The organism is uncultured Lactobacillus sp. (assembly GCF_902491705.1).
In the GTDB taxonomy this organism is placed as follows: domain Bacteria; phylum Bacillota; class Bacilli; order Lactobacillales; family Lactobacillaceae; genus Lactobacillus.
Window position 1 is genome coordinate 1 of the sequence record NZ_CABUIW010000009.1, and the last position, 25,041, is coordinate 25,041.

Below are 25,041 nucleotides of genomic sequence, written 5' to 3' on the forward strand. Positions count from 1 at the left end.
TTGTTCTTTATTAAATTTAGTCATAATAAAAGACCCAAAAGTGTCTAACTTTTGGGTCTCACTTCATCTAGCTTTTTTGATAATTATTTTTTTATTTAAAAATAACGTAAGTTTTTAAAATTTGGCTTGAAGAATAAGACAAACTATTACAGATGTCTGTGTATAGGCATGGTGTAGATAAATTAAAAATAACATATTTTACCTATAAAAATAACGATTGAATTTTTATGAAATACTGGTAATAAAGGAACTATTGAATATTTAATAACACGGTTTTATAATAAATGTTGAAACATGTGTTAATAAATAGGATTAGTAATGATACTTTAGGAAAGCGACAAATATGAGAAAACAAAGTAGAGATCAAAAGAAAAAACAATTTAAGTATGAGACTGATAAAAGTAAGGGGAAAAAGTTTGTTGACCCTGATGCCTTAAAGGACAATGGGGATAACAAGACTCTTCGTGAATTAGCTGGACTTGGTGCCGTCTTAGGTGCAGCTGGAATGGCATTTATGCCAAATAATACCGTTCACGCTGCTGAGCAAACTGCAGATCAAAAGTCAGCAGTTGTTGGTTCTACAGTAAAGTCAGAAACTAATACTGCAACCAGTGAAGTTAAAGAAGAAGATCAAAATAGTGAAAATACATCTGCTACAACTAGTAAATCAGATCAACCAACACAATCTGAAACTAAGTCAGATGCCACTTCTAATTCTGAAAACGCAACTAGTGAAAGTACTAATTCTGAAACCAAGAGTCAAACTTCTGCCGCTAATAGTGACTCAACTACACCATCAGAAACTAATTCAACATCAAATTCAAACTCTGAAGCTGAATCTACTGCTTCTAAGACAAGTGTTACTCAAGCTAATAGTCTTGAAAAATCAACTACTACTTCAGCAACTGAGTCAAATGTAAATTCTGTCAGTGGTTCAAACGGATCAGCTTCTGCACGAGCAAGTTTGACTCAAATTAGTAATCTTGGCAACTCAACTGTTGTTAGTGCTTCAAATGGAAGTGTTTCTTTAAGTACAGGTAGTACTGGTTCACAAGCAAGTGCATCAGAGAGTACTAGTGCTAATAGTTTACTTAATAGTTTAAGTCTTGCAAGAACTGCTTTAGACACTAAGAATTTGTCTGATGCTGCTATAGCAAAGCTTCTTGGTGCTTCATTCATTGCTAAGAGTACTAATGATACAATTCCTGCTGATGCGGTACACGTATCTAATTATAGTGATTTGCAAAAAGCAATCACCAAAGGTGATACTTACATTATTCTTGATGGAGATATTACTTTAACTAGTTACCAAACTATTAGCAAATCAATTACTATTGATGGTAATGGGCATAATATTTATACGAATGATCAATATTTCTGGGTTAAGCCATCTTTCAGTAAAATTAAGGGAACTGAACCAACTAGCTTAACGTTAAAGAATGCAACAACTTATAGTTCTTCTGTTAATGGTGCTGTATGGCAAGATGATAATGGTGGCTATAATGATTCTAACGTTACTTTAGATGACGTAACAATGAATGGTGGTACAGCGATCTTTTCAAAAACTGATGGTACTGGTACTTCATCTGTTAACATTAAGGGGAATGTTACTGTCAATGCAGTTAGTTCATATGTTGATGATAAAGGTAATAAACATACGACTAGTTTCTGGTCAGCCGATGGTACAGGAACAACTCAACTTTATTTAGACGACAACATTACTGTTGAAAACGGTGCTCACTTTACTGTAAATGGTAATGGTTTGGTCCAAAAGAACATTACTTTAAAGGGTAATGGTAGAGATCATTACACGGATTCACACAACTTCACTATTGGTGACAATGCAGTTGTAAATATCAATGGAGCAACTAAGACTAATGTTGTCATTGGTCAACCTGCATCTGCATATCAGGATCTTCAAAAGACCAATAATTTTACAGTTGGTGATAATTCAACGGTTACTATGACTGCTCCTGATTCCAACCTTATTTTGGAATGTGGTAATTCATCTGATGGTAGCAATGTAAACAATGTAACTATTGGTAAATCAACTGTAAACTTTACTACAGATGGTAGTGTTACAAATAATAGCGTTACAAAAAAGAAGAATGATCAAGCAAATATTGGTTCATTTGGTGGAGCTTCATACTATTTTGCAAACAATAATGCCGATCACGGTACTGTTGCAACATCAAATGCAAAGACATATATCAATTTTAATAAAGGTGCTAATGTTACTTTAACTGCTAATGGTGCTGCAGGAAACATTTACACTGATACTCAAATGACTGTAAATGTTAACGATCCACAAATTGTAACAATGAAGAACCCTGGTGGTTCAACTTATAAGACCGTTAACACCAATCAAGGTATTATCGTTAATACAAATAACACCAATATTCAAATTACCCATAATGGTGAAAAGAGTACTACTAATTATCTTTCAACTGGTTCAAGTACCATTAATACAGATGGTACTGTAACTAAAGTCTCAGGTACACCTATCGAAGGGATGAAACAAGATTCTCAAGACGTTAAAGATACTTCTTTAGTTGCAGGAGCTGTGAATGACCGTGGAACAACGGAAGTTGTTTATAACGGCAAATCAATTCCAAGTCAAAGTGCAAGTACTAGTGCACGGCAAAGTGAGAGTCAAGCAAGTCAACAACAGAGCGCAAGCCATGATTCTCAAGTAGTTTCTCAAAATTCAGCAAATAGTCAAAGTGCAAGTTGGGTAAGTCACTTATCCCAGGATTCAAAAAATAGTAAAAGTGCTGCTTCTCAAAGTCAAGAGATTAGTCAACAACAGAGCGCAAGCATTAGTCATTCAATTCATGATTCTCAAGTTGAATCTCAAAATTCAAAGAATAGTCAGAGTCAGGCAAGAAGCCAAGCTTCAGCCAGTGAAAGTTATGCAAGTCACTTAGCAAGTGAAGCTTCAGCAAGTTTGAGTCATGCATCACAAGATTCAGCTAATAGTGAGAGCAACAAGCAAAGTGAAGCATCCGCAAGTGAAAGTCAAGCAAGAAGCCAAGCTTCAGCAGATCAATCATTATCTCAAGCTAGTCAAAATCATGCATCCCAAGATAGTGAGAGTTGGCGTAGTCACTTATCCCAAGATTCCGCGAATAGCGAAAGCAATAAGATTAGTCAAGAATCTCAAGCTTCAGAAAATAGCGCAAGTTATGCAAGCCATGAATCCCAAGTAGCTTCTCAAACTTCAACTGACAGCGCAAGTCAAAGCTTAAGCTATGCAGCCACTTGTCTCAAGATTCCGCAAATAGCGAAAGCAATAAGGTTAGTCAAGAGTCTCAAGCTTCAGCTAATAGTAAGAGTCAGGCTATAGCAAGCGAAAGTTACGCAAGTCATGAATCACAGGTTGCATCCCAAACTTCAGCTGACAGCGCAAGTCAAAGCTTAAGCTATGCAAGCCATTTGTCCCAAGATTCAGCTAACAGTGAAAGTAATAAGGTTAGTCAAGAATCCCAAGCTTCCGCAAATAGTAAGAGTCAAGCCTCAGCCAGTGAAAGCTTTGCAAAAAGTCAAGCTTCACAAAGTGCATCTCAATCAGCTAAAGACAGTGAAACTTCTCAAAGTTATGGAAGCCACTTGTCCCAAGATTCAGCTAATAGTGAGAGTAACAAGCAAAGTCAAGCATCAGCAAGCAAAAGTTATGCTTCAGCAAGTGCTAGTCATGAATCCCAAATTAATTCACAACAAAGCGCATCAGATCAATCCTTGTCACAAGCAAGTCAATCATTGAGTGAAAGCTACAGAAGTCACTTGTCCCAAGACTCCGCAAATAGTAAGAGTCAAGGTTCAGCACAAAGTGCATCAGATGCTTCACTTTCACAAGCAAGTCGTTCTAACAGCATGAGTAATGCAAGAAGTCAAGCATCAGCAAGCGAAAGCTACGCAAGTAACGAATCACAGGTTGCATCTCAAGCTTCAGCCAATAGTGCAAGTTTGAGTGAAAGCTATGCAAGTCATGTATCTCAAGACTCAGCTAACAGTGCAAGCAGAGCTTCACTTGACAGTCAAAGTAACGACAGTTATGCAAGCCACTTAGCTAGTGATGCTTCACAAAGTGCAAGCTTGAGTGAAAGCAATGAAAAGAGTCAAGCTTCAGCAAGCGAAAGCTACGCAAGTAACGAATCACAAGTTGCATCTCAAGCTTCAGCCAACGGTGCAAGTTTGAGTGAAAGCTACAGAAGTCATGTATCTCAAGACTCAGCTAATAGTGAAAGTGCTGCATCACAACAAAGCGCATCCGACAACTCATTATCACAAGCCAGTGAGAAGCATGCTTCAGAAGACTCAGCAAACAGCAAGAGTCAAGCCTCAGCCAGTGAAAGTTATGCAAGTCATGAATCACAGATCGCTTCAGCAGAAAGTGAATCTGCAAGATCCTTGTCACAAGATAGTGCTAGCCAAAGTAACAGTTGGCAAAGCCACCTTTCACAAGACTCAGCACACAGCATGAGTGATGCACGTAGTCAAGCTTCAGGCAGTGAAAGCTACGCAAGCGACAGCTATCAAAGTCATGAATCACAAATTGAATCAGCTGCAAGCGAAAGTTACGCTAGCCACTTATCACAAGATAGTGCTAATAGCGCAAGTTTGAGTGAAAGCTACAGAAGTCATGTATCTCAAGACTCAGCTAATAGTGCAAGTGCAGCTTCACAACAAAGTGCCTCAGACCACTCACTTTCACAAGCCAGTGAAAATCATGCTTCAGAAGATTCAGCTAACAGTGCAAGTCAAGCTTCCGCAAGCGACAGCTATCAAAGTCATGAATCACAAATTGAATCAGCTGCAAGCGAAAGTTACGCTAGCCACTTATCACAAGATAGTGCTAATAGCGCAAGTTTGAGTGAAAGCTACAGAAGTCATGTATCCCAAGACTCAGCTAATAGTGCAAGTGCAGTCTCACAACGCTCAGCTGATAGTAGAAATATAGCTTCACAACAGAGTGAGTCAGCTAAATCATTGTCACAAGATAGTCAAAGCAATGACATCAGTCAGGCTTCAGTAAGTGAGAGCTATGCAAGCCATGAATCACAAGTTGCATCTCAAGCTTCAAGAGACAGCATGAGCCATGCATCACAAGATTCTGCACATAGCATGAGTGATGAAAGAAGCCAAGCTTCACAAAGTGAAAGCTACGCAAGCCATGAATCACAAGCATCAGCAAACAGTGCAAGCAGAGCTTCACTTGACAGTGAAAGCAATGGCAGCTACGCAAGTCACTTGTCACAAGACAGTATGAGTAACTACTCAATGTCACAAGCTAGTCAAAGTAATGACAAGAGCCAAGCTTCAGCTAGCGAAAGCTACGCAAGTAATGAATCACAAGTTGCATCTCAAGCTTCAAGAGATAGCATGAGCCACGCATCACAAGATTCTGCACATAGCATGAGTGATGAAAGAAGCCAAGCTTCATTGTCAGATGCTAGTCAATCTGCTAGTGCAAGTTACTTGAGTCATTTGTCTCAAGATTCAGCTCATAGCATGAGTGATGAGAGAAGTCAGGCTTCCTTATCAGATGCAAGTCAAAGCAATGTAAGAAGTGAAGCTTCAGCCAGTGAGAGTTATGCCTCACAACAAAGTGCAGCTGATAAGTCAATGTCACAAGCCAGCGAAGAACATGCCTCACAAGATAGTGCCTCAGCTCATTCATTGTCAGAAGCAAGTGAAAGCCAAGCAAGAAGCCAAGCTTCAGCCAGTGAAAGTTATGCCTCAGCTCAAAGTAAAGCTAATGAGTCATTATCCGAAGCAAGTCAATCACTTAGTGACAGTTACAGAAGTCACTTGTCTCAAGATTCAGCACACAGCATGAGTGATGAAAGAAGTCAAGCTTCCTTATCAGATGCAAGTCAAAGTCAAGCAAGAAGCGAAGCATCCGCCAGTGCAAGCATCGCTTCAGCTCAAAGTACAGCTGACAAGTCAATGTCACAAGCCAGTGAAGAACACGCCTCACAAGATAGTGCTTCAGCACAATCATTATCAGATGCAAGCAAGAGTGCAGCTTCAGAACAAAGCGCATCAGATACTTCACTTTCACAAGCTAGTCAACACCATGCATCAGAAGATAGTGAGAGTTGGGCAAGTCACTTATCCCAAGATTCTGCTCATAGCTTGAGCGACTTGAGAAGTGAAGTTTCAACTAGTGAAAGTTATGCTTCACGTGACAGCGAATCAGCACATTCATTATCACAAGCTAGTGAAGAACATGCTTCACAAGACAGTGCAAGTGCTCATTCATTATCCGAAGCAAGTCAAAGCAATGAGAGAAGCCAAGCATCAGCCAGTGAAAGCTATGCCTCACAACAAAGTGCTGCTGATAAATCAATGTCACAAGCCAGTGAAGAACATGCTTCACAAGATAGTGCTTCAGCACACTCATTATCTGAAGCAAGTCAAAGTAATGTAAGAAGTCAAGCATCAGCCAGTGAAAGTTATGCCTCACAACAAAGTGCTGCTGATAAGTCAATGTCTGCAGCCAGCGAAGAACATGCCTCACAAGATAGTGCCTCAGCACAATCATTGTCGGATGCAAGCCAATCACTCAGTGAAAGCTACTTCAGCCACTTATCCCAAGATTCTGCTAATAGTGAAAGCTACTTGAGCCACTTATCAGAAGATAGTCAAAACAGCTTAAGTCACTTCTCAGAAGACAGTATGAGCGGTTACTCATTGTCAGATGCAAGCAATAGTGCAGCTTCAGAGCAAAAAGCCTCAGATGCTTCATTATCACAAGCCAGTGAAAACCACGCATCACAAGATTCAGCTGCTAGTCAAAGTTACGCAAGTCACTTATCTGAAGATAGCCAAACAAGCTTGAGTCACTTCTCAGAAGACAGTATGAGCGGTTACTCATTGTCAGATGCAAGCAATAGTGCAGCATCAGAACAAAGCGCATCAGATCAATCACTTTCACAAGCCAGTGAAAAGCATGCATCAGCTGAAAGCGAAAGCTGGGCAAGTCAATTGTCACAAGACTCAGCTAATAGTAACAGTTATGCTAGTCACTTATCAGAAGACAGCATGAGCGGTTACTCATTGTCAGATGCAAGCAATAGCGCTACATCAGAACAAAATGCTTCAAACGCATCATTATCACAAGCCAGTGAGAACCATGCATCAGCTGAAAGCGAAAGCTGGGCAAGTCAGTTATCACAAGAATCAGACGCAAGCCAAAGTGCAGCAAGTCAACACTCAGCAGATAGTAATAGCTACGCAAGTCATTTATCAGAAGACAGCGTAAGTGCTCATTCATTATCAGAAGCTAGCGAAAACCACGCATCACAAGATTCAGCTGCAAGTCAAAGCTACGCAAGTGCTAACTCCGTAGCTAGTGAAAGTGCAGCAAGCCAACGCTCAACTGATAGTAATAGTTACGCAAGTCACTTATCAGAAGACAGCGTAAGTGCTCATTCATTGTCACAAGAAAGCGACAAGATTGCTTCACAAAACAGTGTATCAGCAGAATCCTTATCACAAGCCAGTGAAAAGCATGCATCACAAGATTCAGCAGCAAGCCAAAGCTATGCAAGTCAGCACTCAGCAGATAGTGAAAGCTACGCAAGTCATTTGTCAGAAGATAGCGTAAGTGTAGCAAGTCAAGCTTCAGCAAACAGTGAAAGTGCTCGTTCATTATCACAAGATAGTCAAGCTAACAGTGAAAGTTGGTTAAGTCACTTATCACAAGATTCCGCAAACAGCGAAAGCAATTTGAAGAGTGAAGCTTCAACTAATGAAAGCTATGCTTCACAAATCAAGGAATCAAATGCTTCTTTATCACAAGCTAGTGAAAAGCATGCATCACAAGACTCAGCTGCAAGTCAAAGCTACGCAAGCCAACACTCAGCAGATAGCGCAAGCTATGCAAGTCACTTGTCTGAAGATAGTGAAAGTGTTGTAAGTCAAAATTCAGTAAATAGCTACAGCAACGCCTCATTATCTGATGCAAGCTTAAGCCACGCATCAGAAGATAGCATGAGCGGCTACTCATTATCAGACGCAAGTACCAGCGCAGCATCACAACGCTCAGCTGAAAGCGAAAGTGCTGCAAGCCAACACTCAGCAGATAGTGAGAGCTACGCAAGTCACTTATCAGAAGATAGTTTGAGTGCAGCAAGCAGAGCTTCACTTGATAGTACAAGTGCAGGCAGTCAACTTTCAGCAGCAAGCGAAAGTTATGCAAGTCACTTATCACAAGACAGTTTGAACAGTGGATCTGTTTCAGTCAGCGTTTCAGTTTCAGTATCAGTTTCTGTATCTGAAAATAGTGATAGCTTAGTTTCAATGAACTCAGCAAACAGCGAAAGTGCTGCATCATTATCAACTGTAAGTGAGAACATTACTTCACAACGTTCAGCTGATAGTAGAAATGCTGCAAGTACAGCAAGTGCTTACTCTGGAGCTAGTGAAAGCTGGGCAAGTCACTTATCAGAAGATAGCTTGAGTGCAGGAAGCCAAGCTTCAACTGACAGCGAAAGTGCAGCTTCATTATCAACAGTAAGTGATAGCATTGCTTCACAACGTTCAGAAGAAAGCAGAAGCGCTGCAAGTCAACACTCAGCAGATAGCGAAAGCTACGCAAGTCACTTGTCACAAGACAGTATCAATGACAGCAGAAGTGCTGCATCATTGGCAAGTGTAAGTGCAAGCCTTGCATCACAACGCTCAGAAGAAAGCAGAAGCGCCGCAAGCCAATACTCAATGAATAGTGAAAGCTACGCAAGTCACTTATCACAAGACAGTATTGATGACAGCAGAAGTGCTGCATCATTGGCAAGTGTAAGTGCAAGCCTTGCATCACAACGTTCAGAAGACAGTAGAAGCGCCGCAAGTCAATACTCAGAAAACAGTGATAGTTACGCAAGTCATTTGTCACAAGACAGTATTGACGACAGCAGAAGCGCCGCATCATTGGCAAGCGTAAGCGAAAGCTTAGCATCACAACGTTCAGTAGAGAGCAGAAGTGCTGCAAGTCAACACTCAGCAGATAGCGAAAGCTACGCAAGTCACTTGTCACAAGACAGCATTGATGACAGCAGAAGCGCAGCATCATTAGCAAGCGTAAGTGAAAGCTTAGCATCACAACGTTCAGTAGAGAGCAGAAGTGCTGCAAGTCAACACTCAATGGACAGCGAAAGTTACGCAAGCCATTTGTCACAAGACAGTATCAATGACAGCAGAAGCGCCGCATCATTGGCAAGCGTAAGCGAAAGCTTAGCATCACAACGCTCAGCAGAGAGCAGAAGTGCTGAAAGTGCAAACTCAGCAGCTAGTGAAAGCTATGCAAGTCATTTGTCAGAAGACAGTATAAATGCAAGAAGCCAAGCTTCAATCAATTCAAACTTGAGCGAAAGCATTGCAAGTCTTGAATCAAGAGCAAACAGTGTATCTGTTTCAGTCAGCGTTTCAGTATCAACTAGCGTATCTGTTTCAGTATCTGAAAATACTACTAGCTTAGCTTCAATGAATTCAGCAAATAGCGAAAGTGCTGCATCATTATCAACAGTAAGTGACAGTATTGCATCCCAACGCTCAACTGATAGTAGAAGTGCCGAGAGTGCAAACTCATTAGTAAGCGAGAGTTACGCAAGTCGTCTATCACAAGATAGTGTAAGTGCTGCTTCATTGTCACAAGACAGCTTGAGCCATGCATCAATTGATTCTGCTAACAGCGAAAGCTATGCAAGTCACTTGTCACAAGATAGTATTGAAAACAGTAGAAGCGCTGCATCATTATCAACTGTAAGTGAAGAAATCGTCTCACAACATTCAGCAGAGAGTGAAAGAGTTGCTTCCCAACGTTCAGAAGATAGCAGAAGTGCTGCAAGTCAATACTCAGAAAACAGTGAAAGCTACGCAAGCCACTTATCAGAAGATAGCTTGAACAGTAGAAGTGAAGGCTCACTTAACTCACAAATGAGCGAAAGTGTTGCATCCCAACGTTCAACTGACAGTAGAAGTGCCGAAAGTGCAAACTCATTAGCAAGCGAAAGCTACGCAAGTCGTCTATCACAAGAAAGCATGAGCGCTGATTCATTGTCACATGCAAGCTTGAGTCATGCATCAATTGATTCTGCTAATAGTGAAAGCTACGCAAGCCACTTGTCAGAAGACAGCTTGAACAGTAGAAGTGAAGGTTCACTTAACTCACAAGTAAGCGAAAGCAATGCATCCCAACGTTCAACTGATAGTAGAAGTGCCGAGAGTGCAAACTCATTAGTAAGCGCAAGTTATGCAAGTCGCTTATCAGAAGAAAGTGCAAGCATTGCAAGCCTTGAATCAAATAGCGGTTCAGTTTCAGTGAGTGTATCTACAAGCGTATCAGTTTCAACGAGTGTATCTGTTTCAGTATCTGAAGTTTCTACTTCAATGAATTCAAACAGCATGAGAAGTGTAGATTCAGTATCAATCAGTATGGTATCTGAAAACTCTGGTAGTGCTACTTCAATGAATTCAGACAGCATGAGAAGCACCGATTCAGTATCAACTAGTGCAATATCTGAAAACTCTGAGAGCACAACTTCAATGAATTCAGATAGCATGAGAAGTGCAGATTCAGTATCACAAGTAAGTGAAAGCGTTGCTTCACAAAACAGTAATACTTCAACTTCTACAAGCGATAGTACTTCAACTGATAACAATAATAGTCAAACTCCAACTGACAACTCACAAGGTTCATTGAACATCAGACCATTGCCAACTGATAACAACAATAACAATGGCAATGTAAATCCTGGTCAACGTACTCCATCAGATTCAGTTGATAATAATGGTCAAACAACTACAAGACCATTAGCAGAGAATTTGGCTGAAACTAACGGTCAAACAACTACAAGACCGTTGGCAGAGAATTTACCTGAGACTAAGGGTCAATTAACTAATAAGCCATTAGCAGAGAATTTACCTGAAACTAAGGGTCAATCAACTAATAATCCATCACCAGAAGAATTAGCTAATAATAAAGCTACTAAGTCTGAAAAGACTTCTGCTGGTAAAGAAAAGGGTAAGTTACCACAAACCGGTGAAAATGCTAAGAAGTCATTTGGTACTACTATTATCGGTGGCCTTGCAGCTATGCTTGGATTACTTGGATTCAAGAAGCGTAACCGTAAAGATGATGATAATAAAGACTAAACAAAATTTGCTTAGTTAATAAGAAAGCTCCGAAATTCGTAAGAACTTCGGAGTTTTTCTTTTGGAAATATTTTTGGTAAAGAAAAAGTCGACCTGCATTGCAGATCGACTTTTTAATTAGAACTTATTCATAATGTGCCTTGAACACAGCTTCAGTTAAAGCACGTTTAGTGAAGTAACCACCGCGAATAAGATGAGCAAATTGTTCAATACTATCCTTCATTTGGTTGTATTGCATGTCAGACATCTTATCGACTTTTTCGACTGCCTCATCAATTGAATCAGCGATAATACCAAGGTGTTTGTTTACAATAGTATCTTTTTCAGGAGTATCACTATTAACGATTAATGGAATGCCAGCAGCTAAGTATGTACTTAACTTATAAGATGCATTCATCTTCATGTATTTTGACCAATATGGATCTTCAGACCATACTAAGCCGAATCCGCCAGCTTTACGTAATGAATTAATTAATACTGGATCGTCTTGCCATCCTGTAAAGGTGATGTTTGGATTGTTTACATCTTCAAGTGGTTCAGAGTAGACGTTTAATTTAACTGTATCTGATTTCCAGTCTTTAACAAAATCAAACTTCTTTGGATCACCGGCAAAGTTAATCACTTTTTTGTTTTCTGGAATAATGTATGGGTTAACTTGGCTGATATGGTCCCACATGTGCTGAATAACGTATTTCTTTGGCTTTAGACCGTGAACTCGTAAATAATCATAAAGCTTGCGTGAAGCTAAAATTAAGACATCAGCCTTGTTATAGTAGTCGATGTATTGTGGAAGCATATATTCATTAGATTCAAACATTAATGGAGGAATATCTTCTACAAAAATTATCTTTTTAACGTTTCTATAAATGGAAATACGATCAAAGAATTTTTGGTCCCATTCAATTGTATTCCAGCTAGGAGATTGAACGATTACCGTATCGCCATCTTGCAAAGCGGCGATAATTCCGTCAAAACGGGCACTAATCACGTCAGCTGGTTCATCTTTCCAAGAATAAAAGTAAATAGTAAATGGATTGAAATTTAAGTCGTTAGTTGCAATTTTAGTGACCATATTTTGTGCGATTTGAGCCACACTAAAATAAGCCATTCCTTGCAAATCTGTGATGTGAACTGTCATGTTTTTCTCCTTATTATTAAAAGTTTCCTACCTTAATAATACGCCATATTTGTAGTGTTTGCAGGAATATATTTCTTAAAAAACATTGATATATATAAGCAAATAGGTTTAGAATTAAATAAAATAATAGATGTAATTTAATTAATAATAAGGTAAAAGTAGAGGTTATTTATTTTGGTTAAAAAAATGAATGAAAAAGTTTCAGTGATTATTCCTGTCTATAATGGTGAGAAGTATTTAGACAATTGTATTAAAAGCGTAGCTAACCAAACCTATAAAAATCTAGAAATCATAGTAATTGATGATGGTTCAACTGATCGCACAGTTGATATTTGTGAAGAGTGGAAAGAAAAAGATCACAGGGTCAGAGTTTTACATAAGCCAAATGGCGGCCGTGGCTCAGCTCGTAATGCCGGTCTTGCAATGGCTACAGGAGAATATATCCATTTTGTCGATGCAGATGATTGGATTGAAGAAGATGCAATTGAAAGCTTATATAAGGCTTTAATAAAGAATAATTCTGATATTGTTGTGGGAAATATGACCTCGTATATTGAAGATACAAGAATGTATGATTTCTTCATTGATAACCATGATTATTATGAAAAGGATTATACTCCTCAAGAGTGGTTTAAAGAGGAATACGAACCAGATAAGATGTTTAGACAACTATTTGTAGTAGCCTGGGCAAAACTTTATAGACGTAAGTTATTTAAAGATATTTGGTATACAGAAAAGGATCATCTAACAGAAGATGATCCTACAACTTGGAAAATATATTTACTTGCTAATAAGATTACTTATATCAATCATCGAATTACGATTCATCGTTTGAGTGACAATCACGCAACTACTAATGATCCATCTACCAAGTTATTTGCGACTGAACCAGTTGCGGAACGAATTGCTTTTTTGAAAATTCTTGGATTTGATACTTCTAATGAAGAAGAAGCATACTTGAAGCGTTTGCGTATTAGTATGGATAATGCTTTGCAAGAGCATGATTTACAAAAGTATTATGATGCTAAGCAATACTGGAAGATTCTTAAGAAGTACCATAAGGCATAAAATTATTTTTCAAAATCTTCCTTGATTGGAATACTTGAAGTAACCAAAATTATAATTGCAATTATTAGCCAACTGTTTTTGCCCATTAAGTAGGCGATGTTGCCGAAGATAATTCCAAATAAAATAAAAATCCAATCGACAGCTTGTGTGATTTTGCCTTTCGAACTTAAAACTTCAAAGCTCTTGGTTACGCTAACTACACCTTCACCAATAATAAATAGTCCTAGGAGGATCCACATAATATTGCTTAGTATGGCAGAAGTGCTCCAATGGGCAGCAATGATACTACTTATGCCTAAAAAGAGTACGGTAATTCCTAAAGCAAAATAGACTATATTTTTTAGTTTATTTAAAATTCTGAGTTTTCGTTCTTGATCTGTCATAGTGTTCTCCAATCCTTTTGGAACTATTTTACAGATTATTAGGTAATTTGTAAATTTATCCTTGCTATCTTGGATAATGACTGCTATACTAAATAACTGTAAATTCTACCTAAGACTCGGGTGGCATGACGCCTCAAAATCCCGCCGAGGCCAGAAGATAATGAAGATTTTTATGCTCCATGTCTTTCGGCATGGAGTTTTTGCTTTAAAAGGCCTTATAGAATTTATTAATGCGATCATGGAGGTGAAATTAATTGAGTAAAGCTGCTATTGCTGAAAAGGAAAAGCTTGTTGATGCTTTTGCTGAAGAACTTAAGAGCGCTAAGGCTATCTTGGTAATTAACTATCTTGGTTTAACTGTTGAAGAAGTTACTAACATGCGTAAGGATCTTCGTGATAACGACGTTAAGATGAAGGTTATCAAGAACACTTACTTGAAGCGCGCTGCTGCTAAGGCTGGTATTGAAGGTCTTGACGATACTTTTGTTGGCCCAACTGCTGTTATCTACACTGATAACGCTGACGACATTACCGAACCTGCACGTATTGTTTCTAAATACGAAGATGATTTCGACGTTATCGAAATCAAGGGTGGTATGCTTGAAGGCAAGTTGACTTCAAAGGACGAAATCAAGGAACTTGCTTCAATCCCAGGCCGCGAAGGTTTGCTTTCAATGCTTGTTTCTGTATTACAAGCTCCAATCCGCGACTTCGCTTATGCTGTTAAGGCTGTTGCTGAATCTAAGGATGAAGACTCAGCTGAATAATAAAAAATATATTTAATATCTAAATTCTAATTTTTCGGAGGATACTTAAATGGCTTTAGATACTGATAAGATTATTGAAGAATTAAAGGGTGCTTCAATTCTTGAATTGAACGACCTTGTAAAGGCTATTGAAGACGAATTTGACGTTACTGCTGCTGCTCCAGTTGCTGCTGCAGGTGCTGGTGACGCTGCTGCTGCTAAGTCAGAATTCGACGTTGAATTGACTGACGCAGGTCAAGAAAAGGTTAAGGTTATCAAGGAAATCCGTGACATCACTGGCAAGGGCTTACTTGACGCTAAGAAATTGGTTGACGGTGCTCCAGTTGTTGTTAAGGAAGGCGCTTCAGAAGACGACGCAAACAAGATCAAGGAACAACTTGAAGGCGTTGGCGCAACTGTAACCCTTAAATAATTTCTGCCTTAAGGCAATAAATAAGTTCTTCGCTATGTGCGGAGAGCTTATTTTTTTATATAATTTATTTTTATGATGAAAGATATAACTAAAAAATTAACGTCATATCAATGGATAATGGCGATTTTGGCCGTTATTTCGATCTTCTTAATCATACTGGATTTTGCGGCAGTAATTAATATCAATCAGCCTACTAGTAAATGGTTTTGGATTAATGCTGCGATTGTAATTTATTTTGCGATTGATTATTTTTATCATTTAAAAAAGGCTGAGGATAAAAAGCATTTCTTTTACACGCATATTTATGACTTGTTAACTATCTTGCCAATAGGACTTCTGTTTGTTGGATTAAATATATTTAATCTATCTAGATTAGTTTCAGACTTGCGATTGTTGCGTTTACTTCGGCTTGCTGGTTTAATGGGAAAATTAAGACAAATCTTCCATACTAATGGTTTACTTTATGTGATTTTCTTTACTATTACTTTTCTTTTGGTCGGAGCTGAAGCTTTTGCGATTGCAGAACACGTCACGCTAGATACAGCCTTTTGGTGGGTGATTTCAACTGCTTCAACGGTAGGGTATGATGCGATTTTTGGCAAAACAATCCCACCTCACAGCATTGTCGGGAAGTTTGTAACGTTAATAATGATGCTGCTCGGTATTGGTATTGTCGGAATGCTAACATCATCTATTACGTCATATTTAATGCGTAGAACTAATGGTGCTCATGCACTTGAGACGCATGATAATATTGAATTGATTCTGAAAAAGCTTGATAATATCGAAAAGCAAAATAAGGCTTTAACAGATCAAAATAAAAAGATGCAAGCTGAAATTGAACATTTAAAAGCAAAGCAAGATTCTAGTGAACTAGACAAAATCAAAAACTGGTTTGAAGAGAGAAAGGATGATTAGATGAGCGAAGAAAAAAATCAGATGTACTTTGCATCTGATCCAACGGCTAAACACGATGAGCATATTGTCGATTACCATGTTGATGGTATTGATTTAAAATTCACCACTGATGCCGGCGTTTTTTCAAAAATGAGAATTGATTATGGTAGTGGCGTTTTAATTAAGACCATGAAGGACGTAACTTTTCCTAAAGACGGTATTTTAGATGTAGGTACTGGCTATGGCCCAATTGGTTTATTTGCCGCCAAGTTTTGGCCTGATCAAACAGTTGATATGGTCGATGTTAATGAGCGCGGATTAAATTTAGCTAGACAAAACGCCAAGGTAAATCGAATTACTAATGTGGATATCTACACTTCTGATTGTTATGCACAAGTGAATAATGATAAAAAGTTTGGCTTAATATTAACAAATCCGCCGATTAGAGCCGGCAAAAAAGTCGTAAATGAGATTTTAATGGGTGCAAATGAGCATTTAGTGAGTGGCGGCGTGCTTTTAGTAGTAATTCAGAAAAAGCAAGGCGAGCCTAGTGCCCGTAAGAATATGATGAACACTTATGGCAATTGTGAAATTTTAACAAGAGATAAAGGCTATTATATCTTAAAATCTACTAAGAATTAAATAAATAAGAATTGCTTAAAAGCCTTATTAGATCAACATTAGAGTTTATAAAAATGCTTTCTTTCAGTGGTTACCCTCTTTATAATAAAAGTATAAAGATAGAGATTATGTGAAGAGGTTAATTAATCATGAAAAAAGCTTGGAAATATATTATTGCTGTATTAATCGTATTAGTTGGCGTATTTATGCTTGGTTGGATCTCAGGTGATAACGAAACTGCAACTCCAGCAAGCATCACTGCATTGTATCTTATTTTGTCAGGTATCTTCTTCTACCACAACTTCAGAAATCGCAATATTGGTACCTTATAATCAACATTCACTAAAACATTAAAGGACTAGTCAAACTGGCTAGTCCTTTTTTGGTAGAATAAATAGGGTAAATTAAATTGAATGTGAGTGAAAATAATGCTTTCTAGCGATGATAAAAAGAAATATATGGAATTAGCCATACATGAAGCAAAAGAGGCTGAGAAGCAAGGAGAAGTCCCTATAGGGGCAGTGGTGGTTGATCCTGACGGAAAAGTAATTGGTACTGGTTATAATCGACGTGAACTGGATGAAGATTCTACTCAGCATGCTGAAATGATCGCAATTAAAGAAGCCTGCAAAAATTTAGGCATGTGGCGATTAATTGACTGCAGTTTATTTGTAACACTGGAACCATGTCCAATGTGTGCTGGCGCTATTATTAATTCACGAATTAAGGATGTTTATTTTGGCGCGCTAGATCCTAAAGCCGGTGCTTGTGGATCAGTTGTGGATTTATTTGCTGTGGAAAAGTTTAACCACCATCCCCACGTAATTCGCGGCCTTTATAAAGATCAATGTGCTCAAATGTTAAAAGACTTTTTTAGAGCAATTCGTCAAAAACAAAAAGAAGCAAAATTGGCGCAGAAGAAAGAAAATAATTGATTTTTTAAGGCAATAAACTAGCAAAAAGATAGAAAATACGTTATCATACTTGTTGGGCAATGTTTGACCTCTGAAGCGTGTCAGGACCGGAAGGTAGCAGCACTAAGGTTGTTCAGGCATGTGCCCTTTATTAGACATTAACAAGCTCTTAGCTCTTTTAGAGTTAGGAGCTTTTTTACTAGGGAAGAGAATTTATGGCTTATCAAGCACTATATCGAAAATGGCGGCCACGGACTTTTGATAGTGTGATTGGTCAAGAAGCAATTACCGATACGCTTAAAAATGCGATTATCAGAGGCAAAGTTTCGCATGCATTTTTGTTTGCAGGACCTCGTGGTACTGGTAAAACTTCTTGTGCCAAGATATTTGCGAAAGCATTAAACTGTACTAATCTTCAAGATGGCGAACCATGCAATAAATGCGCTAATTGTATTGCGGCTGATCAAGGATCAATGCCTGATATCATGGAAATCGATGCGGCTTCTAACAACGGTGTTGATGAAATCCGTGAGATTCGCGATAAGGTAAAATATGCTCCAACAGAAGGTAAATATAAAGTTTACATTATCGACGAAGTTCATATGCTATCAATGGGTGCCTTTAACGCATTACTTAAGACGCTAGAAGAGCCGCCAGAGCATGTCGTTTTCATTCTGGCAACGACTGAATTGCAAAAAGTACCAGCTACGATCATTTCTAGAACGCAGCGCTACAATTTTAAACGAATTTCAAAAGAAGACCTTGAAAAGAGAATGAAGTATATTCTCGATCAAGAAAATATTAAATACGAAGACAAGGCAATCTCAGTAATTGCTCAAGTAGCTGATGGTGGGATGCGTGATGCGCTCAGTATTTTGGACCAGCTTTTGAGCTATGAAAAAGAGAGCGTCAATTACGAAGACGCCTTACAAATTACTGGCTTTGCGGATCGCAAAAATGTTGAACAAATTCTGCTTAAGTTATTAAGTAAGGATGCACCAGCTGCTTTAAAATTAGCTCAAGAAGAACTAGATAAAGGCGCAAGTTCCAAGAACATCTTGGACGAATTAGTCGATATGACGACTAAGTGCTTGATGATAATTAAAGCAGGTGACGATGATAAAAATATGTTTTTATCAGAAGGCTTTATCGATAAAATAAAAGATGTACCTACTTCAACGTATTATCGTTTAATCACTTTAGCTAATAAGGCTTTGAATGATTTGCGCTACACCAATCAGCAGCAAATTCCGCTAGAGGTATTTTTAGTAGAAGCTACTGGAAATGAAAATGAAGTAAAGCAGGTATCAGCACCTGTAAATGTGGCTCCTGTAAAAGCAGCTCCTGCACCACAAGAAAATAATAATATGTCTGCAGAACTTGCCGCTTTGAAGAATCAAGTCGTTGAATTAACGCAAAAAGTTGAACAATTGTCTAAGAGACCTTCTTTTGCTAAAGATCAGGTCTTTCAATTGGATACGGCTATTCCAAAAACAGCACCTAAGGCTAAAGCCAAGGTGGATGAGCCAGTTAAGAAAAAGCCAGTTAAAAATATTAAAAAAACTACAGCAGAAAATCGCAAACAGGTTTATCATGTTCTTGAAAATGCCACTAGAGATGATTTAAATACCATCAAAAATGTGTGGCCTGATTTGCAATCTGTATTAGCAGTTTCTGAAAGAGCATTGCTTGATGTGCTTGAGCCAGTGGCAGCGAGTCCAGATCAAGTAGTCATGAAGTGTAAATATACTTTATGGTTTGAAAATGCTAGTTCAGATAGCGATTTGCTGGATAAATTAACGAGTTATATCGAAAAGTTTGCTAAACATTATTATGGAATTGTTTTAGTTCCAGATGATGATTGGCTTGCAGTACGAAAAGAATTCGTTGAAAGTCATAAGGAAGAATTGCTAGCTAAGAAAAAGCAGCAAATTGAAGATAAAGAGGAACCCAAAGAAGATACTGAAGTGATAGATAAAGCTAAGGATTTATTTGGGGATGCAGTAACAATTAAAGATTAAGGAGAAATTTTATAATGAGTAGAAGACCTAATTTCGGCGGTATGGGCATGGGCGGCATGAACATGCAACAAATGATGAAGCAAGCTAAGAAGTTGCAAGCTCAAATGCAAGAAGAACAAGAAAACATCACCGCTCAAGAATTTACTGGTAAGTCAGCAGATGACTTGGTAGTTGCTACATTTACTGGTGATCGTAAGCTTAAGGATATTAAGATTGATAAAGAAGCAATCGATCCAGATGATCCAGATATGTTGCAAGATTTAGTAATTGATGCTGTTAACAAAGGCTTGGCTCAAATTGATGAAGCAACTCAAGCAAGTTTGGGCAAGTACACGAAAGGCTTGATGTAATTGCAATATCCATTACCAATAGCTCATCTGATTGATGCTTATATGAAGCTTCCAGGCATTGGTGAAAAAACGGCTACTAGATTAGCCTTTTACACAATGGATATGCCTCAAGAAGATGTAGAAGATTTTTCTAAAGCATTAATTCAAGTGAAGAAAGATATCCATCAATGTCCTATCTGTGGCAATATTACTGAAAAAGATATCTGTGATATTTGCTCAAATCCTAACCGTGATCAAACAACGATCATGGTGGTTGAACAACCTAAAGACGTAATGGCTTTTGAAGATATGGGTGAATATAGTGGTCTATATCATGTGCTTCATGGTGTACTATCACCAATGGATGGAATTGGACCAGAAGAAATTAATATCAAGTCTTTAATTACTCGTTTGCAAAAACATGATGAAGTTAAAGAAGTAATTTTGGCCCTTAATTCAACTCCTGAAGGTGAATCAACCGCGATGTATATCAGCAAATTGATTAAGCCAGCAGGTATTAAGGTTACACGCCTTGCTGCAGGATTATCTGTCGGTAGTGATATTGAATATGCCAATTCAATTACTTTGAAGAGGGCAGTGCAAGGAAGAACGACTCTATAATGGCTAAAAACAGAAGAGATAAAAAAATCAAAGAACTCGGCGACCAAAAGTTGGTACACGAGATTGAAAAGCTGCAAAATCAAATTGCATTAGAGCAAGATTTAGATCAAACTACTTTAGATTTGTCAGATGATAATTATATCCAAGGCAAGATTTTGAGAGCCAAATATACTTTTTTGTATAATGAGGCTCGTCATCGAGGCACAAGATTTAGTGGTATCACTAATGCAATCACTCAGTAAAAGAAGCTCCAATTTGGGGCTTTTTTATTTTACTCAATAAAAAACTGCTAGGACTGTTAATCTCTGTGAAACTTCTGTAAAATAGACCTATGGAGGATTTTATGACAGGTTATTTTGTTAGTTTCGAAGGCCCAGATGGTGCAGGAAAAAGCACGGTTTTAAAAGAAGTATTGGCTAAAATTGGTACGCAACTCAAACCACAATATATTGTGACGCGTGAACCAGGTGGATCAAAGATTGCTGAAAAGATTCGCGATATTATTTTGGATCCAGCCAATGATAAAATGGATGCTAAAACTGAAGCACTTTTATATGCTGCAGCAAGAAGTCAACACGTAGAAGAGATAATTAAGCCAGCACTTGAAGCAGGCAAGATTGTTTTTTCTGATCGCTTTGTTGATAGTTCTTTAGCTTATCAAGGCGAAGGTCGTGATTTAGGAATTAAGGAAGTTAAGCAGATCAATGATTTTGCTACAAACAAACTTGATCCTGATTTGACTTTCTTTTTGGATGTTGCTCCTGAAATTGGTCTTAGCCGAATTGAGAAGTTGCGTCCAGGTCAAGAAGACCGCTTAGAACAAGAAAACATTGCTTTTCATAAAAAGGTCTACCAAGGCTTTTTGAAAGTAAAAGCAATGTATCCAGAACGCTTTGTGACCATTGATGGAACTCAACCAATTGACCAAGTTGTAGATCAAGTAATTAGTGCATTAAAAAAGCGTATGCCAGAAATATTTTAAGGACTGATTAAATCAATGAAATTAGTAATTGCTATTGTTCAAAAAGAAGATTCGAATAATCTGCAAAGGGCATTTGTTCAAAATGATTTTCGTGCAACTAAATTAGCAACTTCAGGTGGCTTTTTAAGTCAAGGAAATACAACCTTCCTAATTGGGTGCGAAGATGAAAAAGTAGATGATGTTCTAAAAATAATTAAGCAAGAATCTCGGGCAAGAGAAGAGATTGCAACACCACATATGGTTTCAACTGGATTTGAAATTGCTCAGCCGATGAAGATTACAGTTGGTGGTGCAACTTGTTTTGTTGTCCCAGTTGATGAGTTTAAACAATTCTAATGATTGATATTACAAATGTGGGTATTAAGCAAACCCAATTTTTACGTCGAGCATATGAGCAGAAGAGATTAGCTCATAGTTATCTTTTTGTTGATAGTGATGAAAGTCGTGCACTTAACACAGCATATTGGCTAGCATGCTTGTTTAACTGTACTGGCGAAAATAAACCAGATGGAACTTGCCAGAATTGTAAACAAATTTTGTCTGGTAACCACCCGGATGTGCTCCTTGTAGGGCCTGAAGGTAAGCAAACTTTAGGAATAGATCAGGTAAGACCGCTTAAAGAAGAATTAGCTAAAAGTCCAGTTGAAAGTAATCGGCGCTTTTTCTTTATTAACGAAGCACAAAAATTAACTTTATCTGCCGCGAATGGCTTGCTTAATTTGCTTGAAGAACCTGTTGCGCCAGTAGTTACGATTTTAATTACTAATAACAGTGATCAAATTCTACCTACAGTTCGCTCAAGAACACAAATTATCAATTTTGATAATGGAGAAAAGCCTAATGATAAAACTGCAGTATTGCTAGAAAATGGCTTTTCTAAAGATGAAATTGATGAACTAGGCAATTTAGAAAAAAGAGATCAAGAAATTAAGTATTTTTATCAAGAAATGCTTGAACATAACAGTTTAGCTTTAGTTAGTGCGCACAAGTTGTCTGAAAATGCTAAGCTTGTATCAGAACAGCGTTATATTCTGGTTAGGTTAAAAATATTAGCAGAGCATGATTTAAACGATCCACGTAAAATGGTGGCTGCTGCTCAGATGTTAAAGAATTTAATTGAGGTAGACAAGATGCGTTTGAGCAATGTTAGTTTGCGTAATGCGTTAGATTATCTTGCTCTAGAATGGAAGTAGGTGTTTTAAGTTGGATCCATATTCAAAGTTAAAAAAGGTAAAAGAAACTACAGAAAATATGGCTAAGACTATTGCTAGTCTTGAAAATGATATTTTAGATACTTTAAAAGAAAATACTGAATTAAAAGTTGAAAATCAACTATTGCATGAAAAGTTGGATAAGCTGACTGCAAATCAACCAGCACCTGAAACTAAAACGCAAAGTGGATTGGAATCACTGAAGAAGATCTATGACTCAGGCTATCATATTTGTAATATGTACTATGGTTCTCACCGTGATCCTAGTGCAGACTGTATGTTTTGTCTTGATATCTTAGATAATTTTGGTGAAAAAAAGGGTATGAAAAAGGACGGTAGATAAATGAAGCGTCAAAGCAGTTATGCTAAAGATGAAGGAAAACTTTACTTAGTACCTACACCAATTGGTAATTTGGAAGATATTACTATTAGAGCCAAAAAAGTATTAACCGCTGCTGATTATATTGCTGCAGAAGATACTAGAACGAGTGGCATTTTATTGGAAAAAATTGGCGTTCACAATAAGATGATCTCGTTTCATAAGTATAATTCTAAAGAACGTGCTCCAGAATTAATTAAATTGATGAAAGATGGGGCTGTGATTGCAGAAATTAGTGATGCGGGGATGCCAGTAATTTCAGATCCAGGCTATATCTTGGTGCAAGAATGTATCAAAAATGATATTCCGGTAGTACCTCTTCCTGGTCCATCTGCCTTTGCGACAGCTTTAATTGCTTCAGGTTTTGATGCTCAACCATTTACTTACTATGGCTTTTTGCCAAGAAAAGCGTCAGAACAAAAGCCATATTTTGAACAAATGAAGGAAGCTAAAGCTACCTCAATCTTTTATGAAGCACCACACCGTTTAGCTAAGACTTTAAAGAATTTAAGTACTGTTTTGCCAGAAGACAGACAAATCGTAGCAGCACGTGAATTAACTAAGATTCATGAAGAATTCATTCGTGGAACGGTTAAAGAAGTAACTGATTATTTCAGTGAAAATGCTCCAAGAGGAGAATTCGTAATCTTGATTTCACCAAATACAGAAGCTCCTAAACAATTATCTTGGTCAGAGTTGATTGATTTGGTAAATGACTTGGTAGACAAGGGTGAATCTAAAAAAGATGCTATTAAGCAAGTAGCTAAGCAGCACAATGTTTCTAAGAATGAATTGTATGATCAATATCATCAAAGGTAATTATTAATGAAATATACTGAAGATTATCAAGTTGAATTTAAAGATTGTGATGAAAATCGTCGCTTAAAGATTCCTGCTTTAGTAGATTTGTTAATGCAGACTTCAGAGCATCAATTAGATCAAGGTGGAGCCGGTACAGATGATTTAGTAAAGCGTGGCTTGGGCTGGGTAGTTACTCAATATCATTTTGATATTAATAAGTTGCCTAAGCCTAATGACAAAGTGCAGCTTAGTACAGAAGCGAGTGGTTATAACCGCTTTTTTGAGTATCGTGATTTTGGTGTAGCAGATGAAGCTGGCAATACTTTAGTTGATGTGAAAAGCCAATGGGTGATGCTGGATTTGAAAAAGCGTCACATGGTTCCAGCCGATATCCAAATGATGGAAGACTGGGGCGCACCACTACTTAAGAAGATGCCGCGTTTTCCTCGACTCAGACCACAAGAAGAATACGATAATAAGCGAGTATATCGCGCACGTTATGACGACTTAGATACTAATCATCATGTGACTAACAGTCACTATTTCAGCTGGTTTATTGATATGATGGATCGTGATTTTTTGCGCGATCATGAAGTGAGTGCTATCGATATCAAGTTTGATAAAGAAGTGCATTATGGTGAAAATGTAAATTCTTGCATGACTTTAATTCAAGATGATAAAATCACTTCATATCATGCTATTAAAGCTGATGATGGAACTGTGCAAGCAGTTTGTGAATTAAATTGGCGTAAGATAAAATAAAAACATGACAATTTAGTCATGCTTTTTTTATGGGAGGGAGATAGCGGATGAGTGTTAAAAAGATTTTGCAAACAGATTTACAACAACTGATTTTTTTGGGAATCGTTGTTGCAATGAAGATTATTCTTGAACAGTTTTCATTTGGACCAACTACTGTTAAAGTAGGCTTGGGCTTTATTGGGAGCGTATTGTTAGGTTACTTCTTCGGCCCAGTATGGGGGACAATTGGCGGCGGAATTAGCGACTTAGTCAGCTCAGCAATTTTTGGTAATCAAGGCGGCTTCTTTATTGGCTTTACTTTAACTGCAATGGCTGGACCTTTGATTTATGCTTTGTTTTTATACAATAAACCAGTAAAAATTTGGCGGATAATCGCTTCGACCATTTTAGTTACTCTTATCGTAAACATTGGTATGAACACGTTATGGTTGCATATTATGTATAATCTGAACTTCCAAGCGGCTTTGATTCAACGTTTGCCTAAAGAAATGATTGTGCCATGGATTCAAATGGTAGTGACCTACTTTGTATTGCAAGCTGTTTCTCGTGTTAAAATAAAAAAGTGATTTAAAGCGGAA

Annotated in this window: 22 protein-coding genes, 1 other RNA gene and 1 other annotated feature; of the genes, 21 read left to right on the top strand and 2 right to left on the bottom strand. The window is 37.9% G+C overall.

Translation table 11 applies throughout. The features are described from left to right. Positions 1-343 precede the first annotated feature (343 nt). The gene (locus RDN22_RS03035; RefSeq protein WP_308555785.1) at positions 344-3,346 is read left to right on the top strand and encodes a hypothetical protein; all 3,003 of its coding nucleotides are present in this window, start codon (positions 344-346) and stop codon (positions 3,344-3,346) included. Beyond that, on the top strand, positions 3,262-11,157 hold the full coding sequence (locus RDN22_RS03040) for an LPXTG cell wall anchor domain-containing protein (RefSeq protein ID WP_308555787.1): 7,896 nt from the start codon (positions 3,262-3,264) through the stop codon (positions 11,155-11,157). The genes RDN22_RS03035 and RDN22_RS03040 overlap by 85 nt, the downstream gene beginning before the upstream one ends. A 124-nt stretch (positions 11,158-11,281) precedes the next feature. On the opposite strand, the gene RDN22_RS03045 is transcribed toward RDN22_RS03040, so the two are convergent. After that, positions 11,282-12,295, bottom strand: a complete 1,014-nt coding sequence (locus tag RDN22_RS03045; RefSeq protein ID WP_308555789.1) for a sugar transferase — start codon at positions 12,293-12,295, stop codon at positions 11,282-11,284. Positions 12,296-12,469: 174 nt separating this feature from the next. Between RDN22_RS03045 and RDN22_RS03050 the strand changes: the two genes are divergently transcribed. After that, the gene (locus tag RDN22_RS03050; RefSeq protein WP_308555791.1) at positions 12,470-13,363 is read left to right on the top strand and encodes a glycosyltransferase family 2 protein; all 894 of its coding nucleotides are present in this window, start codon (positions 12,470-12,472) and stop codon (positions 13,361-13,363) included. Between the two features lie 2 nt (positions 13,364-13,365). On the opposite strand, the gene RDN22_RS03055 is transcribed toward RDN22_RS03050, so the two are convergent. Beyond that, a complete protein-coding gene (locus RDN22_RS03055; RefSeq protein WP_308555793.1) occupies positions 13,366-13,746 on the bottom strand; it encodes a hypothetical protein in 381 nt (126 codons plus the stop codon). Positions 13,747-13,836: 90 nt separating this feature from the next. After that, positions 13,837-13,958 (top strand) — a sequence feature (ribosomal protein L10 leader region). Positions 13,959-14,000: 42 nt separating this feature from the next. Here RDN22_RS03055 and rplJ point away from each other — a divergent pair. The 18 genes from rplJ (at position 14,001) to RDN22_RS03145 (ending at position 25,029) form a co-directional block, all read left to right on the top strand. Next, positions 14,001-14,513 (top strand): 50S ribosomal protein L10, encoded by a 513-nt coding sequence (rplJ, locus tag RDN22_RS03060; RefSeq protein ID WP_308555795.1) that lies wholly within the window; start codon positions 14,001-14,003, stop codon positions 14,511-14,513. 49 nt (positions 14,514-14,562) lie between these two features. After that, a complete protein-coding gene (gene rplL / locus RDN22_RS03065; RefSeq protein ID WP_308555797.1) occupies positions 14,563-14,925 on the top strand; it encodes a 50S ribosomal protein L7/L12 in 363 nt (120 codons plus the stop codon). 72 nt (positions 14,926-14,997) lie between these two features. Then, positions 14,998-15,843 carry an ion transporter gene (locus RDN22_RS03070; RefSeq protein WP_308555799.1) on the top strand — a complete coding sequence of 282 codons (846 nt, stop codon included), beginning with the start codon at positions 14,998-15,000 and terminating at the stop codon, positions 15,841-15,843. Then, positions 15,844-16,464 (top strand): methyltransferase, encoded by a 621-nt coding sequence (locus RDN22_RS03075; RefSeq protein WP_308555801.1) that lies wholly within the window; start codon positions 15,844-15,846, stop codon positions 16,462-16,464. A gap of 128 nt (positions 16,465-16,592) precedes the next feature. Then, entirely contained in the window at positions 16,593-16,775 is a 183-nt protein-coding gene (locus tag RDN22_RS03080; RefSeq protein WP_308555803.1) for a hypothetical protein, read from the top strand. A 96-nt stretch (positions 16,776-16,871) separates the two neighbouring features. Next, positions 16,872-17,378, top strand: a complete 507-nt coding sequence (gene tadA / locus RDN22_RS03085; RefSeq protein WP_308555805.1) for a tRNA adenosine(34) deaminase TadA — start codon at positions 16,872-16,874, stop codon at positions 17,376-17,378. A 45-nt stretch (positions 17,379-17,423) separates the two neighbouring features. Continuing rightward, an RNA gene (gene ffs / locus RDN22_RS03090) (signal recognition particle sRNA small type) lies at positions 17,424-17,518 on the top strand. Between the two features lie 54 nt (positions 17,519-17,572). Then, complete coding sequence (gene dnaX, locus RDN22_RS03095; protein ID WP_308555807.1) at positions 17,573-19,378, top strand: DNA polymerase III subunit gamma/tau; 1,806 nt, start codon at positions 17,573-17,575, stop codon at positions 19,376-19,378. A gap of 14 nt (positions 19,379-19,392) precedes the next feature. Continuing rightward, positions 19,393-19,728: a YbaB/EbfC family nucleoid-associated protein gene (locus RDN22_RS03100; RefSeq protein WP_308555809.1), complete on the top strand. Its 336-nt coding sequence runs from the start codon at positions 19,393-19,395 to the stop codon at positions 19,726-19,728. Beyond that, positions 19,729-20,328 (top strand): recombination mediator RecR, encoded by a 600-nt coding sequence (gene recR, locus RDN22_RS03105; protein WP_025015397.1) that lies wholly within the window; start codon positions 19,729-19,731, stop codon positions 20,326-20,328. Continuing rightward, positions 20,328-20,570, top strand: coding sequence for a YaaL family protein (locus tag RDN22_RS03110; protein WP_308555811.1), 243 nt, complete (start codon positions 20,328-20,330; stop codon positions 20,568-20,570). Before recR ends, RDN22_RS03110 begins: the two co-directional genes overlap by 1 nt. Positions 20,571-20,671: 101 nt before the next feature. Then, positions 20,672-21,310 (top strand): dTMP kinase, encoded by a 639-nt coding sequence (gene tmk / locus RDN22_RS03115; RefSeq protein WP_308555813.1) that lies wholly within the window; start codon positions 20,672-20,674, stop codon positions 21,308-21,310. A gap of 15 nt (positions 21,311-21,325) precedes the next feature. Beyond that, positions 21,326-21,646: a cyclic-di-AMP receptor gene (locus RDN22_RS03120; protein ID WP_308555815.1), complete on the top strand. Its 321-nt coding sequence runs from the start codon at positions 21,326-21,328 to the stop codon at positions 21,644-21,646. Continuing rightward, entirely contained in the window at positions 21,646-22,503 is an 858-nt protein-coding gene (locus RDN22_RS03125) for a DNA polymerase III subunit delta (protein ID WP_308555817.1), read from the top strand. Before RDN22_RS03120 ends, RDN22_RS03125 begins: the two co-directional genes overlap by 1 nt. A gap of 10 nt (positions 22,504-22,513) precedes the next feature. Continuing rightward, positions 22,514-22,864: a DNA replication initiation control protein YabA gene (yabA, locus tag RDN22_RS03130; RefSeq protein ID WP_308555819.1), complete on the top strand. Its 351-nt coding sequence runs from the start codon at positions 22,514-22,516 to the stop codon at positions 22,862-22,864. Continuing rightward, entirely contained in the window at positions 22,865-23,719 is an 855-nt protein-coding gene (rsmI, locus tag RDN22_RS03135; protein WP_308555821.1) for a 16S rRNA (cytidine(1402)-2'-O)-methyltransferase, read from the top strand. 6 nt (positions 23,720-23,725) lie between these two features. Next, on the top strand, positions 23,726-24,463 hold the full coding sequence (locus RDN22_RS03140; protein ID WP_308555823.1) for an acyl-ACP thioesterase domain-containing protein: 738 nt from the start codon (positions 23,726-23,728) through the stop codon (positions 24,461-24,463). A gap of 47 nt (positions 24,464-24,510) precedes the next feature. Further along, positions 24,511-25,029, top strand: coding sequence for a folate family ECF transporter S component (locus tag RDN22_RS03145; RefSeq protein WP_308555825.1), 519 nt, complete (start codon positions 24,511-24,513; stop codon positions 25,027-25,029). Positions 25,030-25,041 lie beyond the last annotated feature (12 nt).

Coding starts and splice junctions, on each gene's coding strand:
- RDN22_RS03035 (WP_308555785.1), top strand. CDS start 344: ATGAGAAAACAAAGTAGAGATCAAAAGAAAAAACAATTTAAGTATGAG.
- RDN22_RS03120 (WP_308555815.1), top strand. CDS start 21,326: ATGAAATTAGTAATTGCTATTGTTCAAAAAGAAGATTCGAATAATCTG.
- tadA (WP_308555805.1), top strand. CDS start 16,872: ATGCTTTCTAGCGATGATAAAAAGAAATATATGGAATTAGCCATACAT.
- RDN22_RS03125 (WP_308555817.1), top strand. CDS start 21,646: ATGATTGATATTACAAATGTGGGTATTAAGCAAACCCAATTTTTACGT.
- RDN22_RS03075 (WP_308555801.1), top strand. CDS start 15,844: ATGAGCGAAGAAAAAAATCAGATGTACTTTGCATCTGATCCAACGGCT.
- RDN22_RS03110 (WP_308555811.1), top strand. CDS start 20,328: ATGGCTAAAAACAGAAGAGATAAAAAAATCAAAGAACTCGGCGACCAA.
- tmk (WP_308555813.1), top strand. CDS start 20,672: ATGACAGGTTATTTTGTTAGTTTCGAAGGCCCAGATGGTGCAGGAAAA.
- rsmI (WP_308555821.1), top strand. CDS start 22,865: ATGAAGCGTCAAAGCAGTTATGCTAAAGATGAAGGAAAACTTTACTTA.
- RDN22_RS03070 (WP_308555799.1), top strand. CDS start 14,998: ATGATGAAAGATATAACTAAAAAATTAACGTCATATCAATGGATAATG.
- RDN22_RS03055 (WP_308555793.1), bottom strand. CDS start 13,746: ATGACAGATCAAGAACGAAAACTCAGAATTTTAAATAAACTAAAAAAT.
- RDN22_RS03100 (WP_308555809.1), top strand. CDS start 19,393: ATGAGTAGAAGACCTAATTTCGGCGGTATGGGCATGGGCGGCATGAAC.
- dnaX (WP_308555807.1), top strand. CDS start 17,573: ATGGCTTATCAAGCACTATATCGAAAATGGCGGCCACGGACTTTTGAT.
- RDN22_RS03045 (WP_308555789.1), bottom strand. CDS start 12,295: ATGACAGTTCACATCACAGATTTGCAAGGAATGGCTTATTTTAGTGTG.
- RDN22_RS03140 (WP_308555823.1), top strand. CDS start 23,726: ATGAAATATACTGAAGATTATCAAGTTGAATTTAAAGATTGTGATGAA.
- RDN22_RS03145 (WP_308555825.1), top strand. CDS start 24,511: ATGAGTGTTAAAAAGATTTTGCAAACAGATTTACAACAACTGATTTTT.
- RDN22_RS03080 (WP_308555803.1), top strand. CDS start 16,593: ATGAAAAAAGCTTGGAAATATATTATTGCTGTATTAATCGTATTAGTT.
- rplL (WP_308555797.1), top strand. CDS start 14,563: ATGGCTTTAGATACTGATAAGATTATTGAAGAATTAAAGGGTGCTTCA.